This window comes from Arthrobacter sp. Leaf337, from assembly GCF_001423745.1.
Taxonomy (GTDB): domain Bacteria; phylum Actinomycetota; class Actinomycetes; order Actinomycetales; family Micrococcaceae; genus Arthrobacter.
In genome coordinates this window covers 271,944-294,069 of sequence record NZ_LMPC01000029.1, presented here as the reverse complement: position 1 = coordinate 294,069, position 22,126 = coordinate 271,944, and the positions used below count along the sequence as shown (strand labels likewise).

General features: G+C 64.2%; 23 protein-coding genes. 9 read left to right on the top strand and 14 right to left on the bottom strand.

Annotation, left to right across the window (positions count from 1 at the left end):
* On the bottom strand, window positions 1–813 hold the full coding sequence (locus tag ASF98_RS21035; protein WP_055806289.1) for an MBL fold metallo-hydrolase: 813 nt from the start codon (window positions 811–813) through the stop codon (window positions 1–3).
* Between the two features lie 215 nt (window positions 814–1,028).
* Between ASF98_RS21035 and ASF98_RS21030 the strand changes: the two genes are divergently transcribed.
* The gene (locus ASF98_RS21030; RefSeq protein WP_055806700.1) at window positions 1,029–1,994 is read left to right on the top strand and encodes an amidohydrolase family protein; all 966 of its coding nucleotides are present in this window, start codon (window positions 1,029–1,031) and stop codon (window positions 1,992–1,994) included.
* A gap of 306 nt (window positions 1,995–2,300) precedes the next feature.
* On the opposite strand, the gene ASF98_RS21025 is transcribed toward ASF98_RS21030, so the two are convergent.
* Window positions 2,301–3,746, bottom strand: a complete 1,446-nt coding sequence (locus ASF98_RS21025; protein WP_055806287.1) for an SLC13 family permease — start codon at window positions 3,744–3,746, stop codon at window positions 2,301–2,303.
* A 10-nt stretch (window positions 3,747–3,756) separates the two neighbouring features.
* Window positions 3,757–4,875 carry a PrpF domain-containing protein gene (locus ASF98_RS21020; protein ID WP_055806697.1) on the bottom strand — a complete coding sequence of 373 codons (1,119 nt, stop codon included), beginning with the start codon at window positions 4,873–4,875 and terminating at the stop codon, window positions 3,757–3,759.
* A gap of 241 nt (window positions 4,876–5,116) precedes the next feature.
* Here ASF98_RS21020 and ASF98_RS21015 point away from each other — a divergent pair, with 241 nt between their 5' ends.
* On the top strand, window positions 5,117–6,055 hold the full coding sequence (locus ASF98_RS21015; RefSeq protein WP_055806694.1) for a LysR family transcriptional regulator: 939 nt from the start codon (window positions 5,117–5,119) through the stop codon (window positions 6,053–6,055).
* A gap of 116 nt (window positions 6,056–6,171) precedes the next feature.
* On the top strand, window positions 6,172–7,185 hold the full coding sequence (locus ASF98_RS21010) for an isopenicillin N synthase family dioxygenase (protein WP_055806285.1): 1,014 nt from the start codon (window positions 6,172–6,174) through the stop codon (window positions 7,183–7,185).
* Here ASF98_RS21010 and ASF98_RS21005 read toward each other — a convergent pair.
* From ASF98_RS21005 to ASF98_RS20995, 3 genes are all read right to left on the bottom strand, one after another.
* A complete protein-coding gene (locus ASF98_RS21005; RefSeq protein ID WP_055806282.1) occupies window positions 7,177–8,589 on the bottom strand; it encodes an MFS transporter in 1,413 nt (470 codons plus the stop codon). The two genes, ASF98_RS21010 and ASF98_RS21005, sit on opposite strands and share 9 nt — an antisense overlap.
* Window positions 8,590–8,681: 92 nt before the next feature.
* Window positions 8,682–9,449: an SDR family NAD(P)-dependent oxidoreductase gene (locus ASF98_RS21000; protein ID WP_055806279.1), complete on the bottom strand. Its 768-nt coding sequence runs from the start codon at window positions 9,447–9,449 to the stop codon at window positions 8,682–8,684.
* A gap of 11 nt (window positions 9,450–9,460) precedes the next feature.
* Complete coding sequence (locus tag ASF98_RS20995; RefSeq protein ID WP_055806276.1) at window positions 9,461–10,225, bottom strand: MBL fold metallo-hydrolase; 765 nt, start codon at window positions 10,223–10,225, stop codon at window positions 9,461–9,463.
* Window positions 10,226–10,369: 144 nt separating this feature from the next.
* Between ASF98_RS20995 and ASF98_RS20990 the strand changes: the two genes are divergently transcribed.
* On the top strand, window positions 10,370–10,705 hold the full coding sequence (locus ASF98_RS20990) for a hypothetical protein (protein WP_235506107.1): 336 nt from the start codon (window positions 10,370–10,372) through the stop codon (window positions 10,703–10,705).
* A gap of 66 nt (window positions 10,706–10,771) precedes the next feature.
* On the top strand, window positions 10,772–11,530 hold the full coding sequence (locus tag ASF98_RS20985) for a MerR family transcriptional regulator (RefSeq protein ID WP_055806271.1): 759 nt from the start codon (window positions 10,772–10,774) through the stop codon (window positions 11,528–11,530).
* Between the two features lie 28 nt (window positions 11,531–11,558).
* On the opposite strand, the gene ASF98_RS20980 is transcribed toward ASF98_RS20985, so the two are convergent.
* From ASF98_RS20980 to ASF98_RS20970, 3 genes are all read right to left on the bottom strand, one after another.
* A complete protein-coding gene (locus tag ASF98_RS20980; RefSeq protein WP_055806690.1) occupies window positions 11,559–12,203 on the bottom strand; it encodes a DNA alkylation repair protein in 645 nt (214 codons plus the stop codon).
* A 137-nt stretch (window positions 12,204–12,340) separates the two neighbouring features.
* On the bottom strand, window positions 12,341–13,033 hold the full coding sequence (locus ASF98_RS20975; protein ID WP_055806267.1) for a DUF998 domain-containing protein: 693 nt from the start codon (window positions 13,031–13,033) through the stop codon (window positions 12,341–12,343).
* 50 nt (window positions 13,034–13,083) lie between these two features.
* Complete coding sequence (locus ASF98_RS20970; RefSeq protein WP_055806687.1) at window positions 13,084–13,824, bottom strand: aquaporin; 741 nt, start codon at window positions 13,822–13,824, stop codon at window positions 13,084–13,086.
* 52 nt (window positions 13,825–13,876) lie between these two features.
* On the opposite strand from ASF98_RS20970, the gene ASF98_RS20965 reads away from it, so the two are divergent.
* From ASF98_RS20965 to ASF98_RS20955, 3 genes are all read left to right on the top strand, one after another.
* Window positions 13,877–14,551 (top strand): arsenate reductase/protein-tyrosine-phosphatase family protein, encoded by a 675-nt coding sequence (locus ASF98_RS20965; RefSeq protein WP_055806264.1) that lies wholly within the window; start codon window positions 13,877–13,879, stop codon window positions 14,549–14,551.
* A 53-nt stretch (window positions 14,552–14,604) separates the two neighbouring features.
* Window positions 14,605–15,018: an arsenate reductase ArsC gene (locus tag ASF98_RS20960; protein ID WP_055806260.1), complete on the top strand. Its 414-nt coding sequence runs from the start codon at window positions 14,605–14,607 to the stop codon at window positions 15,016–15,018.
* 126 nt (window positions 15,019–15,144) lie between these two features.
* Window positions 15,145–16,638 carry a CYTH and CHAD domain-containing protein gene (locus ASF98_RS20955; protein WP_162242346.1) on the top strand — a complete coding sequence of 498 codons (1,494 nt, stop codon included), beginning with the start codon at window positions 15,145–15,147 and terminating at the stop codon, window positions 16,636–16,638.
* Here the strand turns inward: ASF98_RS20955 and ASF98_RS20950 are convergent.
* The 5 genes from ASF98_RS20950 to ASF98_RS20925 all read right to left on the bottom strand — a co-directional run bounded on the left by ASF98_RS20950 (window position 16,632) and on the right by ASF98_RS20925 (window position 21,372).
* Window positions 16,632–16,862, bottom strand: a complete 231-nt coding sequence (locus tag ASF98_RS20950; RefSeq protein WP_055806253.1) for a three-helix bundle dimerization domain-containing protein — start codon at window positions 16,860–16,862, stop codon at window positions 16,632–16,634. The two genes, ASF98_RS20955 and ASF98_RS20950, sit on opposite strands and share 7 nt — an antisense overlap.
* Before the next feature lie 377 nt (window positions 16,863–17,239).
* Window positions 17,240–17,581, bottom strand: a complete 342-nt coding sequence (locus ASF98_RS20945; RefSeq protein WP_235506105.1) for a histone-like nucleoid-structuring protein Lsr2 — start codon at window positions 17,579–17,581, stop codon at window positions 17,240–17,242.
* Window positions 17,582–17,714: 133 nt separating this feature from the next.
* On the bottom strand, window positions 17,715–18,137 hold the full coding sequence (arfB, locus tag ASF98_RS20940) for an alternative ribosome rescue aminoacyl-tRNA hydrolase ArfB (RefSeq protein ID WP_055806248.1): 423 nt from the start codon (window positions 18,135–18,137) through the stop codon (window positions 17,715–17,717).
* Between the two features lie 390 nt (window positions 18,138–18,527).
* The gene (locus ASF98_RS20930) at window positions 18,528–20,507 is read right to left on the bottom strand and encodes an APC family permease (RefSeq protein ID WP_055806241.1); all 1,980 of its coding nucleotides are present in this window, start codon (window positions 20,505–20,507) and stop codon (window positions 18,528–18,530) included.
* 274 nt (window positions 20,508–20,781) lie between these two features.
* The gene (locus ASF98_RS20925) at window positions 20,782–21,372 is read right to left on the bottom strand and encodes a helix-turn-helix domain-containing protein (RefSeq protein ID WP_055806238.1); all 591 of its coding nucleotides are present in this window, start codon (window positions 21,370–21,372) and stop codon (window positions 20,782–20,784) included.
* 97 nt (window positions 21,373–21,469) lie between these two features.
* Here ASF98_RS20925 and ASF98_RS20920 point away from each other — a divergent pair, with 97 nt between their 5' ends.
* Window positions 21,470–22,111: a class I SAM-dependent methyltransferase gene (locus ASF98_RS20920; protein ID WP_055806235.1), complete on the top strand. Its 642-nt coding sequence runs from the start codon at window positions 21,470–21,472 to the stop codon at window positions 22,109–22,111.
* The last annotated feature ends 15 nt before the right edge of the window (window positions 22,112–22,126 follow it).

Sequence of the window (22,126 nt, the reverse complement as noted above, 5' to 3'; positions counted from 1 at the left end):
TCAGGTCAGGTAGTCGAAGTCGCCTCGCGCCCAGGCGGCGTGCCGTTGGGCTGCATCGTGCAGAACGGCCTTGGCTCCGGACGCGATTGCATTGTTGAAGTTGCCGTAGATGCGGTCGAACTCAAGTTCTTCCAGTTGCGCCGCGATTCGCAAGGCCACCGCACCGGAAAGCGGCAAATGATTCGGGTAGCTGCGCATGAAAGCGATGGAGCGACGGTCCGGATTCGGATACACACTGTCACCGCTCAGCAGAACTCCCCGGCCGCCCGCTCCTGCAGCCCAGTGCACCACCGCGCTGCCCGGGAAGTGCCCCCCGGTCTGGTGGAGTGCCAAACCTTCGGCGATGGTGTGGCTGCCGGACCAGTATTCGATGATCGGATGGGTGCGGCCCAGCCATTGCCGGTCTGCAACTGCCACAAGCACAGGGACGCCACCGAGCCGATGCGACCATTCGACCTGCACACCGAACATGTGGGGATGGCTGGCGGCGACCGCCAGGACCGGGCCCCGCTCGAGGACCGCCTTCACAGCGTTGTCGTCGACATATCCGACCGGATCCCATAGCAGCGAACCCTGGGGTGTCACCACAAGCTGGGCGGTCTGGCCGATCCCGACCTTTGGCTCCGTCCTGATCCCGATGAGTCCCGGCTCATTCTCCTTCAGCGATATCTGCTGGCCCTCCTGCGCCAGCGCGTCCAGCGTGAGCCACCTTTGTCCTTCCTCGGGCACGTATTGCCGCTCATCGGTGCAGATCGGGCAGAGCTCCGGGGCCGGTTCGTCGCGTTCGACGGCGCAGGTTGCGCAGATCAGCATGGCTGGTCCCTTCCAAACGTCTTGTGTCCTGCTTTCCGCCTTGTTCACCTTCGGCCGCAGGCTGGCGTGCCCAGAATATGGCACGCGAAAGTCTCCTAGGAAGATAAATCCCTTATACAAGAGCCGGACCTGAGGACAGCGAGTAGATTGTTGGCATCTGCTGATTTTTGAAGGGCTTGGGTCGGCGCACAGAGTACGTTGGGCAGGGGATCTGGATGAGTCGGCCGCACCGCATTGATACTCACCAGCACATCGTTCCGCCTGCGTATGCGCGTTGGCTCAACGGGAAGGGCATCCGCCCGGGGGGTTTGCGCCTGCCGTCCTGGTCGGAGCACTCCGCGTTGAAGTTCATGGACAGCCACGATGTGCAGACGGCCATCCTGTCCCTGTCCACACCCGGTGTCTACCTTGGGGATGCTCTGGAGGCGCGGCGATGGGCACGGGAGGTCAATGAGTACAGCGCAGAGGTCGTAGCCAGCCGGCCGGAACGATTCGGGTTCTTCGCGACACTTACGCTGCCGGACGTGGAAGGCGCCCTGGCGGAGGCGCAATACGCCTTGGACAGCCTGCATGCGGACGGCATCGTGTTGCTGGCCAACAACGAGGGCCGCTACCTCGGCGATCCGGACTTCGTGCCTCTGCTGGAGTTCCTGCACCACCGGCACGCCGTAGTGTTCATTCACCCTGGCGAGCTCCCCGCTCCGGCGGTGCCGGGCATCCCCGCCTTCGCCGCGGATTTCTTGCTCGACACTACCCGCACCGCTATCAGCTTGATCCTGTCCGGTGCGATGGAGAAGTACTCGGGAATCAAGTTCCTCCTGGCCCACGCGGGCGGGTTCGTGCCGTACATCGCCTTCAGGATCCTGCTCACGATGCTCAACGACAAAGGGCTTGCCCTCAGCGCGTTGGCAGCGTTGATAGACGAGAAGCAATCAATCCTGCGGCGGTTTTACTACGACGTCGCCCTGTCCGCGAGCCCGTCCGCGCTACCCAGCCTGCTCGAGGTCGCTGACCCTGGCCGCATCACGTACGGCACTGACTTTCCCTTCGCCCCGTCGATGGCGGTCGGGTTACTGAATGCGCAGTACGAGAACTACCCGCTTAGCCCCATCCTGCGCGCTGCGATAGACCGCAACAACTCCGAGGCGCTGTTTCCACGGCTGAAGACTACCCAGGCCTAAATCGATTTCAGCTGGAACTGACCCTGGGCACCTCGTCTGGTTCTACTACGGTGTGGTTTTCCGGAACGATAGTGGCCAGCTCTGGTTCAGTTGTCGGGGATCCGGAAAGTGGAGGCGGGGCGACCTCGTGGTCACCCCGCCTCCTTTGCGTGCTGCGCAGTTCCCGCGCCCGTCTTTCGGGCTACCTGTTGCGATGAAGTGCGGGAACGGCAGCACGCGTGCCGGATGCTGAGTCCGGCGGTATGCGGGACAGGCAGATTTCCCTCATCGGCGTCGCCCAGGCCGTTGGATGAGGTGCGGGGCCTGTCACATGATGCCGGTGGGTACCAGCAGGACCCAGGCCAGGGCCGGGGCCACCAGCACTACTCCGCCTGCATAGGCCATCAGTTGCTTGTAGACGCGCTGCCGGTCGTCCTCCCGGGCGTTGGCGACAACCAGCGCACCGTCGGTGGAGAACGGAGAGACATCCACCACGGTGGCAGCGATGGCAAGCGCCGCGACAGTTCCGGAAGCGCTCAGCGAACTGGTGGCCAGCAGCGGACCGGCCAGCGGAATGAACGCGGTCAGCAATGCCGTGGAGGACGCGAAGGCTGAGCCGACGCCGATGACGTAGCAGAGGACCAGTGCGACCAGCAGTGGTGCGCCCAGCGCCAGGGCCTGCTCGGCGAGCGTGTCGATGACGCCTACATGCTGGAGCAGTGAGACGTAGGTGATCATGCCGGCCACCAGCAGGACGGTGGACCAGGAGACGCCGCCGATGAAGGTCCGGTGTTCCTTGATGTTGACCAGTGCCAGCAGGAGCCCGGCGGAGAGAGCGACGAAGCCGATCGGCATGTGGAAGCCAAGGGTGCACAGCAGCATGACAGCGATCAGGGCCAGGGTGAGGATCTGCTGTCCGCGAGGCCGGATGGTTCGGGCGGTGTCGACGTCGGCCTGCTGGCCGCCTATTCCGTCGCGGAGACGGCCGATCAGAGCGAACAGGACGATGGTCAGGGCGGAAAGAATGAGGTTCAGGGCGAAGCTGGCAGTGAAGAGTGCGCCCTGGGAGATGGGAAAGCCGTTCTTAAGGGCGATGTCGTGCACCAGCACACCGGCCACGGACAGCGGGGAAAAACCGCCGGCGTGGGCTCCGTTGATGATGAAGGCACCCATCAGGACAGGATGGATGCGGGACTCGTAGGCAAACCCGATGGCTGCCGGTGCCAGCAGTGCGACGGCGGCCGGCGAGAAGGTGCCCAGTGACGTCAGCGCGGCAGCGATCAGGAAGAAGACCCAGGGGAGCAGCATTGTCTTGCCCCTGACGAGGCGCACGCAGGACTGGACGATGATGTCGATGGTGCCGTTGCGCTGGGCCATGCTGAAGAAGTAGGTGACTCCGATGATCGTCAGGACGATGCTGGCAGGGAAGTCCTTGAGGATTTCCTTGTCGGTCATTCCAAGCATGAAGTAGCCGACGCCGAAGGAGGCGACCAGCCCCATTACCCCGATGTTCAGCGGCCATTTCGTGGCGACGACGAACATGACGACGAGGATGACGAGCGGGATGATCTGGACTGCTGTCATGGTGTGCTCCGGTTCCGAGGTGGCAGCCGGGCTGAACATGTCACCCCCCAGCAGGAGGGCAATCAACGCCAGGATCGCGAAACCGGCGGCCACCGCCACCAGTAGGATACGGCGACGGGTTGGACGCTTGGGACCCTTGTCCCGGGTCTCGGCCGCAGCGGCGGCGGCGCGGTTCTCAGTCTTGGTCATGGTGGTCTCCTCAGCGAGTGGCTCCCGCGAGGAAGGCGGCGACGGCGCTGCCGGGAACCTCGGGGAGATGGATGATGGTGGTGGCGATGGTGCGGGCTGTGCGGTCGACGCCGACCAGGAGCGTCCCGTTATGCTCCTGACTCCACGTCTCGATCACTCCGGCAGGGGTGCGGAGCCGGAGCGTGCTCCCCGGAGCGTCACCCGTGATGCCGTGCATCAAGGTGCCGGGGGTGCGGGCCGCCAAAGTCAGTGCGATGCTGCCGGTGATGGCCAGCGCCGGGTGGGGCTTGCCCATGGAGAGCATCATGACGTTGACGTCGCAGGTCTGATCCGTGGCCGCGGGGGCGGCGGCGATGGCGAGTTTGGGGATGGCCCGTGCCGCTTCAGCGGTGGAGCGAGCCAGCCCCATCCGCACCGCCGCCTGACGCCGGATCTGCTCCAGGGTGTCCAGCTGTAGCTCCAGGCTGGCGCCCCAGCTGTCGTACCGGGCCTGGTCCAGGCCCAGTTCCTCGGCGCGGACAATCACCACGGGCGCTCCGGCGTCGACCATGGAAACTGTCCAGCGGGTTCCCCCCGCGGTGATGGTGTCGGTGGCCGCGCCGGTGGGCAGCAACGCACCTGTGGTTTTGCCGGCGGGGTCCTGGAAACCGAGCCCCACAGGGTGGCCGGGGAACGGCACGCCGGGCATCCGCGCGTCCGGAACGCTGGCCAGTGAACCACCGGGGGTGGCCACGCGCTGGACGATGATCTGGTTCGTGTTGGTGTTGCGGGTGACGATCCGGGTGACGTCTCCGCTGGGGAGCACCCATCCCTTCTCGATGGCGTACAGGCCCACAACGGCTGAGCCGTTCCCGCAGTTGCTGCCCCAGTCCACGGCGGCCTCTTCGATGCCCACCTGGGCGAAGGTGTACTCGACGTCGACGTCGTCGCCGACCGGCCGGTGCAGGATCACGGCTTTGCTGGTGGTCGAGGTGGCCCCGCCTACGCCGTCGATCTGGCGGGGGTCGGGACTGCCGAACAGCCGCGGCAGCAGCAAGTCCAGGCTGGTGCCGCCCTCCTGAAGGTGCTCTGCTTCGAACACCCAGCACTTGCTGGTGCCTCCGCGCATCCATTGCGCTTCGATCTTCATGGTGGTTCCCACTTCTCCTCGTGCCTCAGATTTGGATGAGGGCCTGAAAAGAGATTGAGCCAGATCACAATTTTAGACAATGTTGGATTTTCGAGGGGGGATGTAGAGTTACTTAATTCATGGAGAGCCCAAGGGATTATTCGCACTGTTTTCAGCCCGCGTCCCGGAGACTGCCACCGATATCGCGGGTTGAAGTCGTCTCCCGGCAGGGAATGAACCAAGTTTGCAGAAGGGTGAAGCGTTGCTTAATGATGAGAAGCAGGATTTGTTCGACATAAGGCGGCTTGCGTTGCTGCTTGAGGTAGTGGAGCAGGGATCCATCACGGCCGCGGCCGAGCTGATGATGTACACGCCCTCGGCCGTCTCACAGCAACTGCGCAAGCTTGAACAGGAGGTGGGGCAGCCTCTGCTCAATCGCCGCTCCCGCGGTGTGGTGCCCACCGAGGCCGGCCAGGTGCTGGCCGGCCACGCCCGAAAGATCGTCTGGCAGATGCGGGCAGCCCGGTCAGACCTGGACCAGATCGCCGGCCTGAAACGCGGGTCACTGACCGTGGGAACCTTCCCAACCCTGGCCGGGTCCTTCCTGCCCCTCGTCATCCGGACGTTCAAGAAGCGCTACCCGGCCATCGGGCTTTCCTTGCGCAGCGCACGTTTTGATGAACTCGTGGCGGATCTGCACTCCGGGGTCACAGGGCTGTGCCTGCTCTGGGACTACCCCTGGAACCCCTTCCGGGACGATTCCGTCCGCGTAACAGAGGTCTTCCGGGAAAGCACAGTGATCCTGGTGGCCCGCAGCCACCCGCTCGCCGACCGCGAGCAGGTCAGCATGGAGGACCTGCGCAACGAGTCCTGGATCGTGCGTGCGGAGGCCCACCCGGTAGTGGAGGTTCTGCAGCGTTCCGCCCACGACGCCGGATTCGAGCCGGAAATTGCTTTCCTGGCCAACGACTACCAGGAGGCCCAGGCCATGGTCAGCGTGGGAATGGGTGTGGCCATGGTGCCCAAGACCGCCGTGGCGCTCCAGCATCCTGACGTAAAGGTGCTGAGCCTGGGTTCCGCCGCCCCGCTGCGGCGGGTACTGCTGGCGCAGCGTGAGGACAAGGTCTACGCTCCTGCTGAGGTGGCGTTCCACTCAACCCTGCTGGAAATCGCCCGCGAACGGGCCGGCGACTACCTCTAGCAACCCGGTCAGGACGCAGATATTCGTCACTAGCCTGCCCAACGCAGTGGCCCGGCCGTACCATGGAAGCAGATAATTGCGCGGGGTTGCCAGTTCGCTGAAAAGGACTCGAGACGTTGCCACTCGAAACACTGCCCGTAGTCGACTTCTCCCGATTGAACGCGGGCGCGGAGGAGGCTGCCCACTTCCGTGACGAGCTGCGCAACGCCCTGCATGAGGTCGGTTTCCTGTACCTGGCCGGCCACGGCATCCCGCCGGAGCTCACGGACGCCATGCTGGACGTGTCCCGCCGCTTCTTCGAATTGCCGGAAGAACAGAAGCTCCACATTGAGAATGTCCACAGCCCCCAGTTCCGTGGCTACACCCGCGTCGGCGGCGAACTCACCGACGGCGCCGTCGACTGGCGCGAGCAGATCGACATCGGAGTTGAACGCCCCGCGGTGGCGCCGGGTCCGGGCGTCGCGGACTATTGGCGCCTCGAAGGGCCCAACCTGTGGCCGGCGGCGCTGCCTGAAATGCGGGGGATCGCCGCCGAGTGGATGGAGCGGCTGAGTGCCGTCTCGTTGACTCTCCTGCGGGCCCTGGCGGTGTCCCTCGGGGCGCCCGAAGACGCCTTTGATGACGCATTCGCCGCACGGGCTTTCCCGGTGCTCAAGGTTGTGCGTTATCCGGGGTCATCCCACGAGGAACCCGGGCAGGGGGTGGGCTCCCACCGCGACGGCGGGGTGCTGACGCTCCTTCTGGTGGAACCTGGCAAGGGTGGCCTCCAGGTCGAGTACCAGGGGACATGGATCGACGCACCTCAGGTGCCCGGAGCCTTCGTAGTCAACATCGGCGAGATGCTGGAGCTGGCCACGAACGGTTACCTCAAGGCGACCCTGCATCGCGTGATCTCGCCGCCTCGCGGCACCGATAGGATCTCCCTACCCTTCTTCTATAACCCGGCGCTGGATGCGAAGATGCCCCAGCTCGCGGTGAGCCCTGAGTTTCAGGTCAAAGCGCGCGGCCTGTCGGTTGACCCGACGAACAGCCCGATTCTGGAAACGTACGGGGACAACGCCCTTCGCTACCGGCTTCGGGCCCACCCGAACGTCGTCGCGGTGCAGCACGCGGACCTGATTTCAGGCTGACGGCGCCGTCCACGGGGTGGCGGACGTTTCCGCACCCGCATACGACGCCGAGACCCGGCGGTAGACCGGGGTCAGGAACGCCAGCAGCGCGGCCGCGATCATGGTAATCCCGGCGACCAGGAACACCAGCGCGATGCCGCGGGAAGTGCCCTCGCCCAACAGCGGGGCCAGTTGGGCGGCGCCGTCAGCGGACCGCGCGTAAGGGATGATCCAGACCTGGGCTATTGGCGCGATGAGGAATGCGGTGATTGGCGCTGCTGCAGACTCGAACGCCATGGCGAATCCGAACACCCGGCCTTGACGGTGCAGGGGCACCACTTGCTGGATGACCGTCTGCTCCGCGGCCTCCACAAAAGGTACCAGGACCAGGTATAGCCAGATGCCCGCGATGTAGAGCCATGCCCACTCCCGCAGCGTAAACACCGCACCGAGTACGCCCATCAGGATCACGGCGATGAGCATGGAACGCAGCGGATTCGACCCGAGTCCAAACTTTCCGATCAGCGCGCCACCGACGATGAATCCTGTGGCACCCAGCGCGAAGTACGTCCCCCAAAGCTCCACGGGGAACATTTCGAGGCCGTAGGGATCCATCAGCGCCATGTAAACGCCGCCGATGAAGTTGTTGAACGTCGAAAACAGGATGAGCGCGAACAGCCCGGAAATGGCCAGCACGGCGGCGAGGGAACCCCGCAGGTCGAAACCGCCGTGTGCGTCCGTGGCAGCAGCGCGCACCTCCTCGGGCATACGCAGCGTGACCAGGTGCGCGAATGCCAGCGCCGTGAGTGCCAAGGCGACCGCGATCGTCCAGCCCATGCCCAGCAGGCCGACCGACAGACCGGAAAGCACCGACGTGACGATGAACATCAGTCCCTGTACCATGCCTACCAGCCCGTTGGCGTTCGCACGCCGATCCGGCTCGATGAGGATGGTGACCGTGGTGGAGAGGGCGATGTTGCGCATGTTTTCCACCACCGCGCCGACCAGGATGATCAGGGTGAAGAGCCAGAACCACGGCTGCGTCAGGTCCAGCAGCCAGGTGGCGGGTGTTAGCAGGAACATTACCCCGGACAGTATGAACATCACCAGGGTGAAGCCGGCTGCGAAACGCATCACGGCCAGCTTGCGGTAGCGGTCAACGAAGGTGCCGAAGCTGATGCTGGAAAGGGCGATCAACAGCATGTACGCGCCGCCGATCACGCCGGTAGCGATCACGTTGCGCGTCTCCAGATACACCCAGAACGTCAGGGCGAACCAGAGGTAGCTGGTGGTGATGTTGGCCAGGGCGGTGTTCGCCAGGATCCCGGCGAACGTGCGGGACCGCTGTTCCGGGCTGCGCAAGGACGTGTCCACGCCGTCGGGAGCCACAGCCGCCCTGAACGGGGCAGGTTCCTGCTCGGTCATGCGTCCCAGTTTACTGACATCTGACTGCTGCGGACATGGCCGCCGCTGCGCTTCAGAAAAGCGCCTGCTGCGGACATGGCCGCCGCTGCGCTTCAGAAAAGCGTGATGCCGGTGAGTTCGGCGAGTTTGTCGGTGAGCCTGTCCTGGAACGTCGCGTCGGTAACTTCCGGCGCTGGCGGCCGCTGCCGGCGGTGATACCAGTAACTTCCGGAGACCAGGGCGGCGGGGTCATTGCTGACGGCGAGCCAGGCCTGGGTTTTGTGGCCCTCGGCCAGGTCGTCAGGGGCGCCGGAGCCGCCCATTTTGGTGGGTACCCAGCCGGGGTCAACGGCGTTGCTGAGCACCGCGGGCCAGTGGCGGGCCACCGAGGCGGAGAGCGCGGAAACGTGGAGTTTGCTCTCGGAATAGGCGGTGCTGGCACTCCAGCGTCGTTCGGTCCAGTCAATGTCCTGCAGGTTGCCGGCGGCCCCGTGGTGCATGCCGCTGCTGACGTATACCAGGCGGCCGGGCCTGTCGATCAGGGCGGTGAGGATGTAGGGGGCGAGAACGTTCACCGCGAGGGTGTAAGAGTGTCCCTCCGGGGTCGTGTCGCGCCCCGACGAGAGGTAGACGCCGGCGTTATGGACGACGGCGTCCATCCGCCCGTGCGCGTTGACCTGATCGGCGACGCTCCGCGTTTCGGCGGCGCTGCTGAGGTCACCAATGACGACGCCGGCCGCTTGCGGGGCGATTTCATCGAGGACGGCGGCGCGTTCCTTGGAACGGGCGTGCAGCAAGACCTCGTGGCCTTCATTCAAGAGAGTCCTTGCGGTGGCGAGGCCGAGCCCGTCGGTCGAGCCGGTGATGAAGATGCGAGACATGGCCCGGTGTCCTAGTGCCGCAACGCCGTCAGCGCTTCGATAAGGGGCATGTGGAGTGCCGGTCCGTGGCCGGGAAGTATGACAGAGGCGTTAACGCCGTCCAGTAGGTGAGTCGCCTCCAGCGCCGCTGTGGGTTCTGTGTGATACATCCGGTGGAGCATCTGGGGTCCGGTTCTACGGCTGAGAGGATGCCCGCTCACAAAGGAGTCACCTACGGCGATCACTTCTGCTTCGGGAAGAAGGACCGAGGCATTGCCCGGGGTGTTGCCCGGGAGCACGATCGCTTCAGGGCTGCCGGGCAGGCTCCGGAGCCTCTCGGTGTTCCAGGCCTCGGCGTTGGTTGCAGGTTTTGCCGTCAGGGATCCTGCCTTGATGGCATGGACCATCCAGCGGAAGACGCGGGGCCGCCAGGCCCGGAGGATGACCTGACCGAATGTGACCTGGTGCTTTTCCCGCCCCTGGACGTGGGCCAGTTCTTCCGGGGCGCACAGGACCGGCGTTCCGTATGTTTCGGAGAAGTAGGCCGCGGAGCCGGTGTGGTCGACATGGCCGTGGGTGATCAGCACCGCCCGGGCGTCGGCTGGATGCAAGCCCAGGTGGCGGATGGACCCTAGGACCAGCGCGCGGTCGGCGGGATATCCGCTGTCAATGAGCATGAAGCCGGTTTCGTCGCCAACCACGATCCAGTTGGACGCTGGTCCTTCGACGAAAAAGACGCCAGGTGCCTGCTCGGAAACGTTGCCTGAGGGGTGCCATTCATTGGCTCGGACGTGCACGGGTACATACTAGCCCGCCAACTTTCCCTCCAACTGTCACGGATTCCGTGGCGGGAGGGACCCCCGGGCATTCCGCCCCTATTCGGGCGGGTGTGCCGGGCCGACGATTGAGTGAGACGGACCTGGGCGAAGGGAGGCGGCGTTGTGCAGTGGGATCTGGGACTTCAGGGCTTGGCGTTGCTCCTTGCCCTGTCCCTTGGGTTTGGCGTAGTCGCCGGGTTGGCCGTCGGCAGGATAGCGGTGCACCGGCTGTGGACCATGGCGTTCGCGGTGGTCGCGTGCTTCGGCATCGGGCTGTTCACCAGCGAGGTGTGGTTCGGTTGGGCCACCGAGGAGGAGCTGCAGCCGAACATCGACGGGCTCTCGTTCGACGAGGTGCTCCTGTCCGGAGCTGTAACGACCGTCCTGGTCGTCCTGTCCGCGAGGCTCCTCTCGCGCAAAACCCGACCCCGTTCTTCCCGGAGTCGAACCGGTTCTTGACCTTGCCGCAGCGTCAACCTTTAGAGTCGGATTATTGGACGGACACTGGCGCGGAAGGAGCAACAGATGGACTGGTCGATCCAAGAGATCGCCAGGATCGCGGGCACCACAAGCCGGACGCTGCGGCACTATGACGAGATCGGCCTGCTAAAGCCGAGCCGGATCGCCCACAACGGATACCGGCACTACGACCAGCAGTCTCTCGTTCAGCTTCAGCGAATCCTGTTGCTGCGGGAACTGGGCCTTGGGCTGTCCGGAATCGCCGAAGTGCTCGGCAACGAGTCGGACGCCGCCACGGCCTTGAGCAGTCACCTGAAGTGGCTTCGACAGGAGCAGGACCGGCTGAACCGGCAGATCATGTCCGTCCAGAACACTATCGAGGCAGTAAAAGAAGGTGCAGAACTTATGGCAGAGAACATGTTCGACGGCTTTGACCACACTCAGTACAAGGAGGAAGTGGAAGAACGCTGGGGCAAAGATGCCTACGCCAGCAGCGATGCCTGGTGGCGTGGAATGGATGGCGCGGAAAAGACGGCATGGAAGCAGCGCTCGCAGCAGCTCGGAAGCGACTGGATTCGAGCGGCCGGCAAGGGGCTTGCCCCCGGCAGCGACGAGGCGCAGGACCTCGCCCGGCGGCAGGTGGAATGGCTCCGGGGCATCCCCGGGACCCCGGCGGCAGCGCCGGGCGGCGACGTGAAGGGCTATGTGCTCGGTCTCGGCGAGATGTACGTTGCCGATCCGCGGTTCAGCGCAAATTATGGCGGCGAGTCGGGAGCTGCTTTCGTCCGGGATGCACTGCGAGTGTATGCCGAGGCGAACCTGTAAACGCTCACTGATTCCCCGTACCGCGCTCCTACGTATCCTGTCGTCGGCGCACTATCTCCGTAATCCAGATGGGTGCGAACGGAGACGTGCAGTTTGGGGGAGTCGGGTAGTCCTTGAGCACTTCCAGGCGTTCACCGATTCTGATTGCACGAGCGCGAAGTTCCGCATGCTCAATCCCGATCTGGGCCAAGCAGTGGTTCATCGCCCACTGCAGTCGATCCGGGGCTTCTTTCATCTCCGCCTCGATGACGTCGAGCAGTCCTGCGAGGTCCAGGCCCTCGAGCTTCTTCGCCACCAGTTCGGTGGTCAGCGCCCAGCCGGCACTCGCGACTACTGGATCCGGATCGGCGGACCAGACCAGTCGAAGCTCTTCGGAGTGCGGGCTCTTCTTCACGACGTAGTTCACAAGCCAGTCGTGCACCTTGGGAGTGCGCGCCGCGCGCAGCATGGCGTCCAACTCGTCACGGTCGAACGCCTTGGGGCGGCAGATCAGGATCGCCAGCAGCCTCGCCGCGGTGTTCTCCGTCTGCCAGAGCTGGCGTGCGAGTTCCTGCTGCGTCTTCAGCCGCTTCGCGATCCCGCGCAGTTTGCTGAGATTCACGCCGTGATCGTCACCGTGTCTCTCGTTCACCTCGCGTGCCCTCGGGTCCTCAAGCGCGTCCAGCTCGGCCATTACCGCAGCCACAGTGATCTCTGCCAACTCAGCCTCCTGTCCGTCATGTGTGGATTCAGCCTACTTGGAAAGCGGTGTGAGTCAGGTGATCAGCGGCGGCATCGGCACCGATCCAGGCGGAGCTTGGGCATCTGGTCCTAGGGAACCGCTCGACGGGCGGGCGTCCTGCTCCGGTGGTGGCTGTGCAGGCGGGAGGCAACGGTGAAGAGCCACGCCATCATCGCGATCAGTAGGACGCGCTGCACCAGACCTTTCCACTCGAACAGTCCGCTCTCGGCCTGCTGGCTGATCTTGAGCACCACAAGCCCGACGGCGAGGACGATGCCGATGGCCAGCGTCCATCCCGCCAGTGGCTGCCAGAACGGCTCACGGCGGAAGCGCCGGTAGAACACGAAGCAACTGATCGGCGCGAAGGCGAAGACCAGCGCGCCGAAGATGCCGTGCACGATCCCTCCGGCGCTGGTTTGGCCGAACATCGCCGACGGGTCGGTGGTGAACGGTCCCGAGGCCATCAGACTCACTCCGATGCCCTGTATCAGTGCGGGGCCGGCTCGGGACGCGGCACCTGTGGTGAAGTGTGCAGCGAGGCCGACGCCGAATATCAGCATCAAGGCGCCGGTCAGGAGGAAGTTCAGGATCTGGAGCCAGCCATAGGGGCCGAGGGAAAGCTCGCTGACGAACATCCTCGTGGGAGAGTATCCCGGGCACAGCCACCCGTAGATGGTGAACACGGCCACGAAAAGGACTGCGCCGATCATGCCCGCCACAGCGGCCAGCCTGACGCGCCGTTCTGCGTCCGACGTCGGACCCGGGGCAGCCTTGGAGATCACAAGCGAAGCCTAGTACGCCAGGACGTTTGCCTGCCTGCGGTGCCGGACTGCTACGAGCCGGCCGCCCTGGATGCGTGCGGCAGGACGACGTCGTCCGCGGTGGTGGCTGCTGAGGGGAACAGGGCGGCGAGGAGGCCAAGGCCAATCGCCGCGCCGATAAGCTGCGCAATGATGAAGCCGGGAACGGACGCCGGTGCGATGCCGGCGAAGGTGTCACTGAAGATGCGCCCGACTGTCACGGCCGGGTTGGCGAACGACGTCGAGGACGTGAACCAGTACGCGGCGCCGATGTAAGCGCCCACCGCCGGTGCGGCCAGGGCGCCCCTTTTGGTCGCCGCCAGTGCGAAGATCAGCAGGATCAGCCCGGCGGTCGCTACGACCTCACCCATCAGGTGTCCGGGGGTTGCCCGCTCCTTGGCGGAGATGGATGTGCCCACCTCGAACATTGCGTTCGCGACCATACTGCCGCTGACCGCACCCACCGTCTGCGCCACGACATAGGTACCGAGCTCCGGCAGGCTTAATCCGGTGCCGCTGCGTCGGGCCAGGATCCAGTCGGCAAGGGACACCGCCGGATTGAAATGCGCACCGCTCACGGGCCCGAGCACCAGGATCAGGACGGTCAGGCCCAACACGGTGGCGGTGCTGTTCTGGAGCAGCTGTAGCCCAACGTCGCCGGGGGAAAGTTTCTGTGCGGCGATTCCGGAGCCGACGACGATCGTCACGAGCAGGCTGGTGCCGAGGAGTTCGGCCACGGCGCGGCGCCAGAGCGGCGGCTGGTTGGAGGTCATGGTCATACCAAACAGCTTGACCGAAAGAATTAACTCAGTCAAAATTGAATCAATGAATATTGAGGGAAAAAGCCCTTTTCAGGCGAGGGTGGCCAAGTACGCTGCCCTGGCCGATCCCGCCCGGCTGCGCATCGTTGATCTGCTGACGTTGGGGGACTTTTCCCCGATGGAACTGCAGGCCGAACTGGGGATGCCCTCGAACCTGCTGTCCCACCATTTGCGAACCCTGGCAACGACCGGGCTGACCATCCGCCACCGCTCAGAAGCCGACCGGCGCCGCAGCTATGTCCGGCTTGCGGCCGGCGCCTTGGAAGGTCTGGTGCCAGCGGCGGAACACGGAGCCCGCCGCGTCCTGTTCGTCTGCACGCGCAATAGCGCCCGGTCCCAGCTGGCCGCCGCGCTCTGGCAGCAGGTCAGCGAAGTCCCCTCAACGTCGGCCGGAACGCACCCCGCGGAACGTATCGCGGAAGGCGCCATCGACGTTGCCCGCCGTCATGGCATGGACCTCGAAGACCGAACCCCGCGCAGGTTGGACCTGGTGGCTGGGGAGGGGGACTTCATCGTGACGGTCTGCGACAACGCCCATGAGGAGCTGACGGGCCTTCGCGGTGTCCACTGGTCAGTGCGGGACCCGCTGCGCCTGGGCACCGCTGAGGCTTTTGAGGATGCCTTCGCGGACATCGCCCATCGTGTCAACGACCTGGCACCCCGAGTGCGCGCCGCCTGACTACTACGAATCATGAATCCATGGCTGTACCAACTAACTTCAGGAGAAACCCCGTGAGCACCGAAACCGCCAAGAAACCATCCGTCCTCTTTGTCTGCGTCCATAACGCCGGCCGCTCCCAGATGGCCGCGGCGTTCCTGACCACCTTGGCCAAGGGCGGGATCGAGGTCCGCTCCGCAGGGTCCCAGCCGGCTGACAAGGTCAACCCGGCCGCCGTCGAAGCCATGGCCGAACTCGGCATCGACATGTCCGCCGAAATCCCCAAGGTCCTCACCACCGAGGCCGTAAAGGAATCCGACGTGGTGATCACCATGGGCTGCGGCGACGAATGCCAGTACTTCCCCGGCAAGCGTTACGAAGACTGGGTCCTGGAAGATCCGGCGGGCCAGGGCGTGGACGCCGTCCGCCCCATCCGCGATGAAATCAGGACCCGCATCGAGGGCCTGATCGCCTCACTCCTCACATAGGGGCTCAGTCCTCACGGAAAGATGGGATCGCTTCCCCGGCTTCGGTTCATAAGGGGCCTTTAGGCACAACGCCAGGCGACAGATCCCGGCCTACCATGAAGCATGCCCGGGACGGAGAATTTGGAAGTGGAACGAAAGTTCGACGTCGGATGGTCCGTTGCGCTGCCGGCATTGACGACGATTGCCGGAGTGGACCACGCGGGAACGCCATCGGATCAGACTCTCGATGCAGTGTATTTTGACACCGCGACATTAGCGCTTGCGGCCCGCCGGATTACTTTGCGCCGGCGCACGGGCGGCAAGGATGCCGGATGGCATCTGAAACTGCCGGTGGCCGCGGGCGAACGGCGCGAAATCAAGGAGCCGTTGAACAGGGAACTGGACTCAGTGCCCTTACGGTTGAAGCAACTGGTCCTGGCCCATACCCGAAACCAGGAACTGGTTGCGGTGGCACACCTGACAACCCGACGTACGGCTATTCCCCTGGTCGCAGCCGACGGAACGGTCCTGGCCGAATTTAGCGACGATCGGGTGGAATCCCGGATCCTCCTCGAACCGGTTGACAATGCCTCCTGGCGGGAATGGGAGATCGAACTGATCGACGGGCGCCGGAAACTTCTGGATGCCGCCGGTATGGTGTTCGCCCAGGCCGGCCACCTGCCTGCGGAGCTGCCCTCGAAGCTGGCACGGGCGCTTGGTGCCCGATATCCAGCTGGCACCAACCCGGCACCCGAGCCTCGGCGCAAGGGCGACGCCTCGGCGGTGCTGCTTTGGTACATGCATGCACAGGTCGAGGCCCTGAAGGCGCATGACCCGGGGGTGCGGGAGGGAGCGCGGGACGCTATACACCAGCTCCGCGTGGCAGCACGCCGGATGCGGTCCGTACTCGCAAGCTTCCGCAAGCTGACGGATAAGGGAACCACACAGTTTCTGCGAGGAGAACTCAAATGGCTGGCCGGGGCGGTGGGTGCGGCACGGGATCTGGAGGTCATGCGGACCCATTTGAACGACCTGATCAGCGCCGAACCGCCGGATCTGATCATTGGTCCGGTGAAACAAAACATCGAGGCCCAGCTCGGGGCAGCTTATGAGGCTGCCCTCACCGAAGGCCTGGCCGCCATGACGGGCGACCGGTACTTTCGGCTTCTTGATGCGCTGGACGACTTTCTCGCTTCCCCTCTACAGGGCGAACCTGCCGACAAGGAGGCCCCGGGGACGATAGCCCGGCTGGTCAATGCAGAACGGAAGCGCCTGCGGCGTGCTGTGAAAGGCTTGGACGAGATGCCGGATGAAGCGTCTCTCGACGCAGCGCTACATGAGGTCCGGAAGAGCGCAAAACGCCTCCGCTACGCAGCAGAAGCAGCCCTGCCAATTTTCGGAAAGCGGGGAGCCAAGCTTGCCCGCACCGCTGAAGAAATCCAAACAATTCTGGGCGACCACCAGGACAGCGTCGTCCTCCGGGAGAAGTTACGGTCACTTGCCACGGAGTCCCGGGAGGGCGGCGAGGGAAACGAATTTACCTATGGCCGTCTCCACGCGCTGGAACAAGAACGCGGCGCCGACGCCCGGACCCGGTTCTTCCGGGCATGGCGCCAATCCCCGCCCAGGTCGCTTCACTGAAACGGAGCCGACTGAGACGGCTCCGGTGTGAATTCGCTTTGAAGCCGGGCCCTGGCTTCATGCTCTATGAGGGTAGGGATGAAGCTCCTGATTCGCCCGTCAGCCAGTGACTCGTACTCTTCGCCGACGATTTGCGCGATGTGGGTCCGCCCCGCCTCCGGAAAGCGCGCTGACAGACGGTCGACGACCGAACGGACAATGGTTTCTTTTTCCGCTTCGCTCATTACGCCAGTGTCGCCCCGGGGCCGAACGGGCGTCAACCACCGAGGATAGGTGACGACCGACGGTCGTGCGTGCCGAGCGTAGCCGCCTTCCGGTACGGCGGTATCCTTGGGCGCATGTAGATGGTGCCGATATCAGTGAAATTCAAGACATGGGCGGCATCCAGTTTGCCTACTTCGGGAACCCGGATGGCAACCGCTGGGTCATTCAGGGCGCAACACCCCAAAACGTCAGGGATGCCCACCTGGATAGGTGACTAAACAGAATCAGGACCGAAAGCCGATTAGTAGCCTCCGGTCCTGATTGCGTCTATTCATTGTGCTAAGCCTCAGTCCGGCTATGACGCCATCCGGTGTGAAGGGCCATGGCCTGGGTTCCTTTAGAGCGCTGCTGCGTAGCGCTCCATCACGTCAGCTTGAATTCGGCCCCGGGCATTCACGGGGATACCATTCTCAATCGCCCAGGCGCGGACAGCCTTGGCGTCCTTGGTGCCGGTGCTGGGTCGTCGCGCCGGCCTGGCGCGTCCGGTGGTCTTTCTCGCAACGGCGGTGTACTTATTCATTGCCTCACGCAGTTCGGCGGCGTGGACATTATTGAGATCAATCTCATATTCGGCAGCATCGATAGAAAAAATGATTGTTTCATTCGCTTCGGAACCGTCGAGATCGTCTTCAAGCGTGGTTATTACTCGTTTTACCATGCCGGTTAGGTTATCACTCATCGCAGATAGTAAATCCGGTATCGATATTGCTTAATTCACGAAATGCCTCGATTAGCTGAAGTATTCCAAAGCTGAATAGGCTGCTATGTACATGCTACTGCTCCCGATGGCGAACATCTTTCGGAGCGGGGCGCTACTCGAGCGACGGCCGCCTTCGTTGCTGTTTTGTCGCCGCACGCTGTTCCTTTGCGGCAAGGCGCCGACGATTGGAGCCGCGGGTGGGTTTGGTCGCCCGGCGGGGAGCAGCTTCGGGGGCAATGGCGCCTGCCAGGAGGCCTGAAAGTTTCGCCAGGGCGATCTCCCGGTTGCGCAACTGAGAGCGCTGCTCGGCGGCGGTCACTGTGATCACCCCGGCGATAAGTCGCCGTGCGAGTCTCGTGACCAGCATGAGCCGTTGGCCGTCCGAAAGCGCCGCCGAGTTTTTGACGTTCCACGAGAGCTCGACTCGGCTGTCCGAGGTATTGACGTGTTGACCTCCCGGGCCGGACGAGCGGGAGAACCGCCAGCGGATTTCAGACGCGGGAATTGTGAGCGCGGGCGACACCTCCAGATCCATGCAACCAGCGTTGCACAGTCCGGGCTTGATCGAGGCCTCGATGTCCGGCTTCGTGTTCCAGTCCGACGTCGAAATCGCCTTCGTCACCCGCACTATTGCAGGAGACAGACTGGTCTTTCTGGTTATAGGCTTGGACCAGAATTCACTTGCTACCGGGAGGGAGATCCTGATGACGGTCGACCGTGTTGATGATCAGCCGGCTTTGCGGGAGCCGCGGGAGGGGGACCGCACCTGGGTTAGCCACCGACCCACAGCAGACGGCCCGGTCAGTGGCCATTGGCTGGTATACAGCGCGGAAACGGGCACCTGGCACTCCGACGCTTGAAGAAGGCGGGACGTTGCGGACCTGGCGATCCGGAACGCCGTCTCCATCGCCTGCGGTTTGTCCGGCTACCCCACGTGAATGCGTGGGCGGCGAGCAGGATCCGGTTCGTGCTTCCGCAGGATTTCCCGCACCACCGGCGGAGTGTCGCCGCGGCCCAGGAGGAGATAGCGCATCAGGTGGGCGAGGGGGTTGCCTTCGGACCATTCGAAGTACGCGTGGGGGATGACGCCGGCCGTGTCCCGGAGAGCCAGGAGGATCGCGGCGATGGCGTTGGGAGCGGCCGGGCTTTCGACCCGCAGGATGCGGTGGCCGTCGACTTCGACGCCGCGCACGTCCAGGGTCCCGCCGAAGTTGGACGGGTCGATGATGTCGATTTCGAGGAATATGACGTCAGCGGTCCCGGGGACTGCGTTTTGGCCCCGTTGCTCGTATTCCTTTTCGGCGTACTCCCTGGTATCGCCGGTTTGGCGGCGGTTGGCGATCAGGTTCAGCGCGCCGTCGTAGTCCAGGGAATCGGCGATGAAGCGGCGGGTGTTGTCGTCAAACCTGATCAGGTCTGCGCGCAGTTCCGTGGTCCGTGCGACGCGGGAAACCAGGGAGATCGCGATGATTCCCAGGATAAAGAAGGCGGAGATGGTCAGTCCGTCCGGTTTCTCGATGACGTTGGCGGCCAGCGCGTAGAGCAGGATCAGGGACAGCAGCGCGAAGCCCGCTCCCGATCGTCGGTTGCCTCTTCGGAATGCGGAGATTGTGACGGCGATGGATCCGGAGACCATCATCGCAAGGATGCCGGTGGCGTACGCGCCGGCCTGGGCGTTGACATCGGCATTGAAACCGATGGTGATGAGGATGCTGACCGCCGTGTAGACAAGGACCACGGGGCGGACCGCGCGTCCCCATTCGGGGGCCATGCCGTAGGCGGGGAGGTAGCGCGGGACGATGTTGATCAGGCCGGCCATGGCCGAGGCGCCCGCGAACCATAGAATCAGGATGCTGCTGATGTCGTAGACCGTACCGAAGCCATTCCCCAGTTGTTGGTGTGCCAAGTAGGCCAGGGCGCGTCCGCTGGCCTCACCTCCGGGTTCGAATTCCTTCGCCGGGATCAGGACTGTGGTGACGAAGCTGCTGCCGAGGAGGTAGACGCTCATGATGGCAGCAGCCAGAGTGAGCAGTTTGCGGGTGTTCCGAACCCTGGAGGTGAGGCGTTCCTCAGCCGTCCTGCCCTCGGCGGCCACCAGCGGCATCATGCTGACGCCGGTTTCGAACCCGGACAGGCCGAGGACCAGCAGTGGAAAGGCGATGACGGCGGGGCCGATAATGTCCCCGAAACCGCCGCGTGCCGACAGGTCTCCGGTCCAGGCGGCCAAGGCGGCGGGATCGCTGATGACCGTCGCCACGCCGGTGATGATGACCGCGGCATTGAGGAGCAGGAATAGTGCCACGAGCGGAATGGCCACCACGACGGCTTCGCTGAACCCGAGCAGGAACACACCTCCTAGGATCAGCAAAAGGACCACGGTGATAAGGACGGCCTGACCATCGAGGAATTCCGGGAGATACGGGTTTTCGAGCATGTGCACGGTGGCATCAGCCGACGAAAGCGTAATGGTGATGATCCAGGACGTTGCCACGAAACCCAGGAGGATCAGGACAAAAATCTTTCCCCGCCAGAACGGCAGGAGGCTTTCCAGCATGGCAACCGATCCCTGTCCGTGCGGGCTTTCCCGGGCCACCCGGCGGTACATCGGCAGCATTCCCAGGAGCGTGAGGGCAACGATCAGCAGGGTGGCCAACGGCGACAGCGCACCGGCTGCGAGTGCGGCGATGGCCGGCAGGTAGGACAGCGTGGAGAAGTAGTCAACACCGGTAAGGCACATGACCTTCCACCAGGCCTGGGGAGCGGCGTGGTCTTCGGGACTTTCCGGGCCGATCACCGGCTGGACCTGGTGCTTGAGCAGCCACCGCCCCAGAGCGTTTCCCGTATCGGTCGGTTGCCCCGGCCTGCGGACTTCCGCGGGAATGATCTGGTGGCCTGTACCGCTCATCTGCGTCTCCTAAGGTTCGGCCGGCGCAGCACATTGAACTGCACCCACACTTCGGCGATTCAACCTATGCCGAGACGAGAGCGAAAGGGCGCTTTTGTGCGATTCCTTTACGCTTTCTTAACGCCGAGGGTTCTTAACGCCGGCGGCGGTCCCGCGACAGGCGCGCGGACGCCCTGGAGCATCGGAACCCCGATGTGGCGAAGGTCTTGCGGGACCGCCAGCGGAACATGGAACAGGGCATCGACTTCCTGAACCCCTGATCCAGCGGATTGTGTCACCGTCCCGGATGGGGTGCCGCGCGGATGTGCGCGCGTTGGCCTTGCTTCCCGATGAGGCTGAGGAATTCGACGGGACCGGTGCCGGTGGCGCCGAACCAGTGCGGCGTGCGCGTGTCGAACTCTGCGGCCTCGCCAGGTTTGAGGATGAGGTCGTGTTCACCGAGAACAAGACGCAAGGTCCCGTCGAGGACATAAACCCAGTCGTATCCGTCGTGGGTGCGTAGCTGCGGCTCCTGTTCATCCTTGCCTTCCGGGAGGATGAATTTGTAGGCCTGAATGCCGCCCGGCCGGCGAGTCAGAGGCAGGATCGTCGCCCCGTCTGCGCTGGCTACGGGCCGCAAATTGACGCGGGGGTCCCCGGTCGGTGGCGCGTCCACGAGCTCGTCCAGCGTGACCCCGTGGACTCGGGCCAACGGCAACAGCTGCTCGAGGGTAGGTCGCCTCAGGCCTGCTTCGAGCCGCGAGAGCGTGCTGGCGGAGATCCCTGTTTGTTCCGCCAGGTCCACGAGCGTCACGTCCCGGCGGAGCCGGAGACGCTTGAGCCGTGGCCCGACCGCGTTGAGGGTGTGGTCTACATCGTGGGTCATCCCCCGATTTTGCCATTTGGCAATGCAGCTTGCACATTAGCCGACGCGCTGGGCACGATCGACACTGAAGCTTGTATCAAATCGGAAGGGATTCGACGTGGACCAGACTGCACACACGTTCGGCAAGGGCTATTGGGAACGGCGCTGGGAACAGGCCCACGATGCTGCGCCGGGAGGTTTGGGAGCGGGCGGCCCGAACCCGTATCTCGCACAGGAAGCGGGCGGACTGGCACCGGGTAGGGCGCTGGATGCCGGATGCGGGACCGGCGCGGAAGCACTATGGCTGGCATCTCACGGCTGGGAGGTCACAGGAGCCGACATTTCCGCCGCTGCCCTTGCTCAGGCGGCCGAGAGCGCAGCAAAGCAATCCGTGCGCAACGGTGTGACCTGGGTCGAGGCCGACCTGACGAGTTGGAAGCCGGAAAGCCGTTTTGACGTGGTGACCACTCATTACGCCCACCCCGCGATGCCGCAGTTGGCGTTCTACCAGCGCATCGCGGACTGGGTCGCCCCGGGAGGCACGCTCTTGATCGTCGGGCACCGGCACGACCACGCCGCAACTGGACACGGAAGCCACCCGCCCGCCGAGGCCACTGTCACTCTCGCGGACATCACCGGAGGCCTCGACCCTGCCATGTGGAGCATCGACAGTGCCCGGGTGGAGACGCGGACAGCCAGCGGAGGCGGGGGCCACGGCGCGCCCCTGCACGACGTCGTGGTTCGGGCCACCCGGCTGTAAACCCGCGTCCGAGCT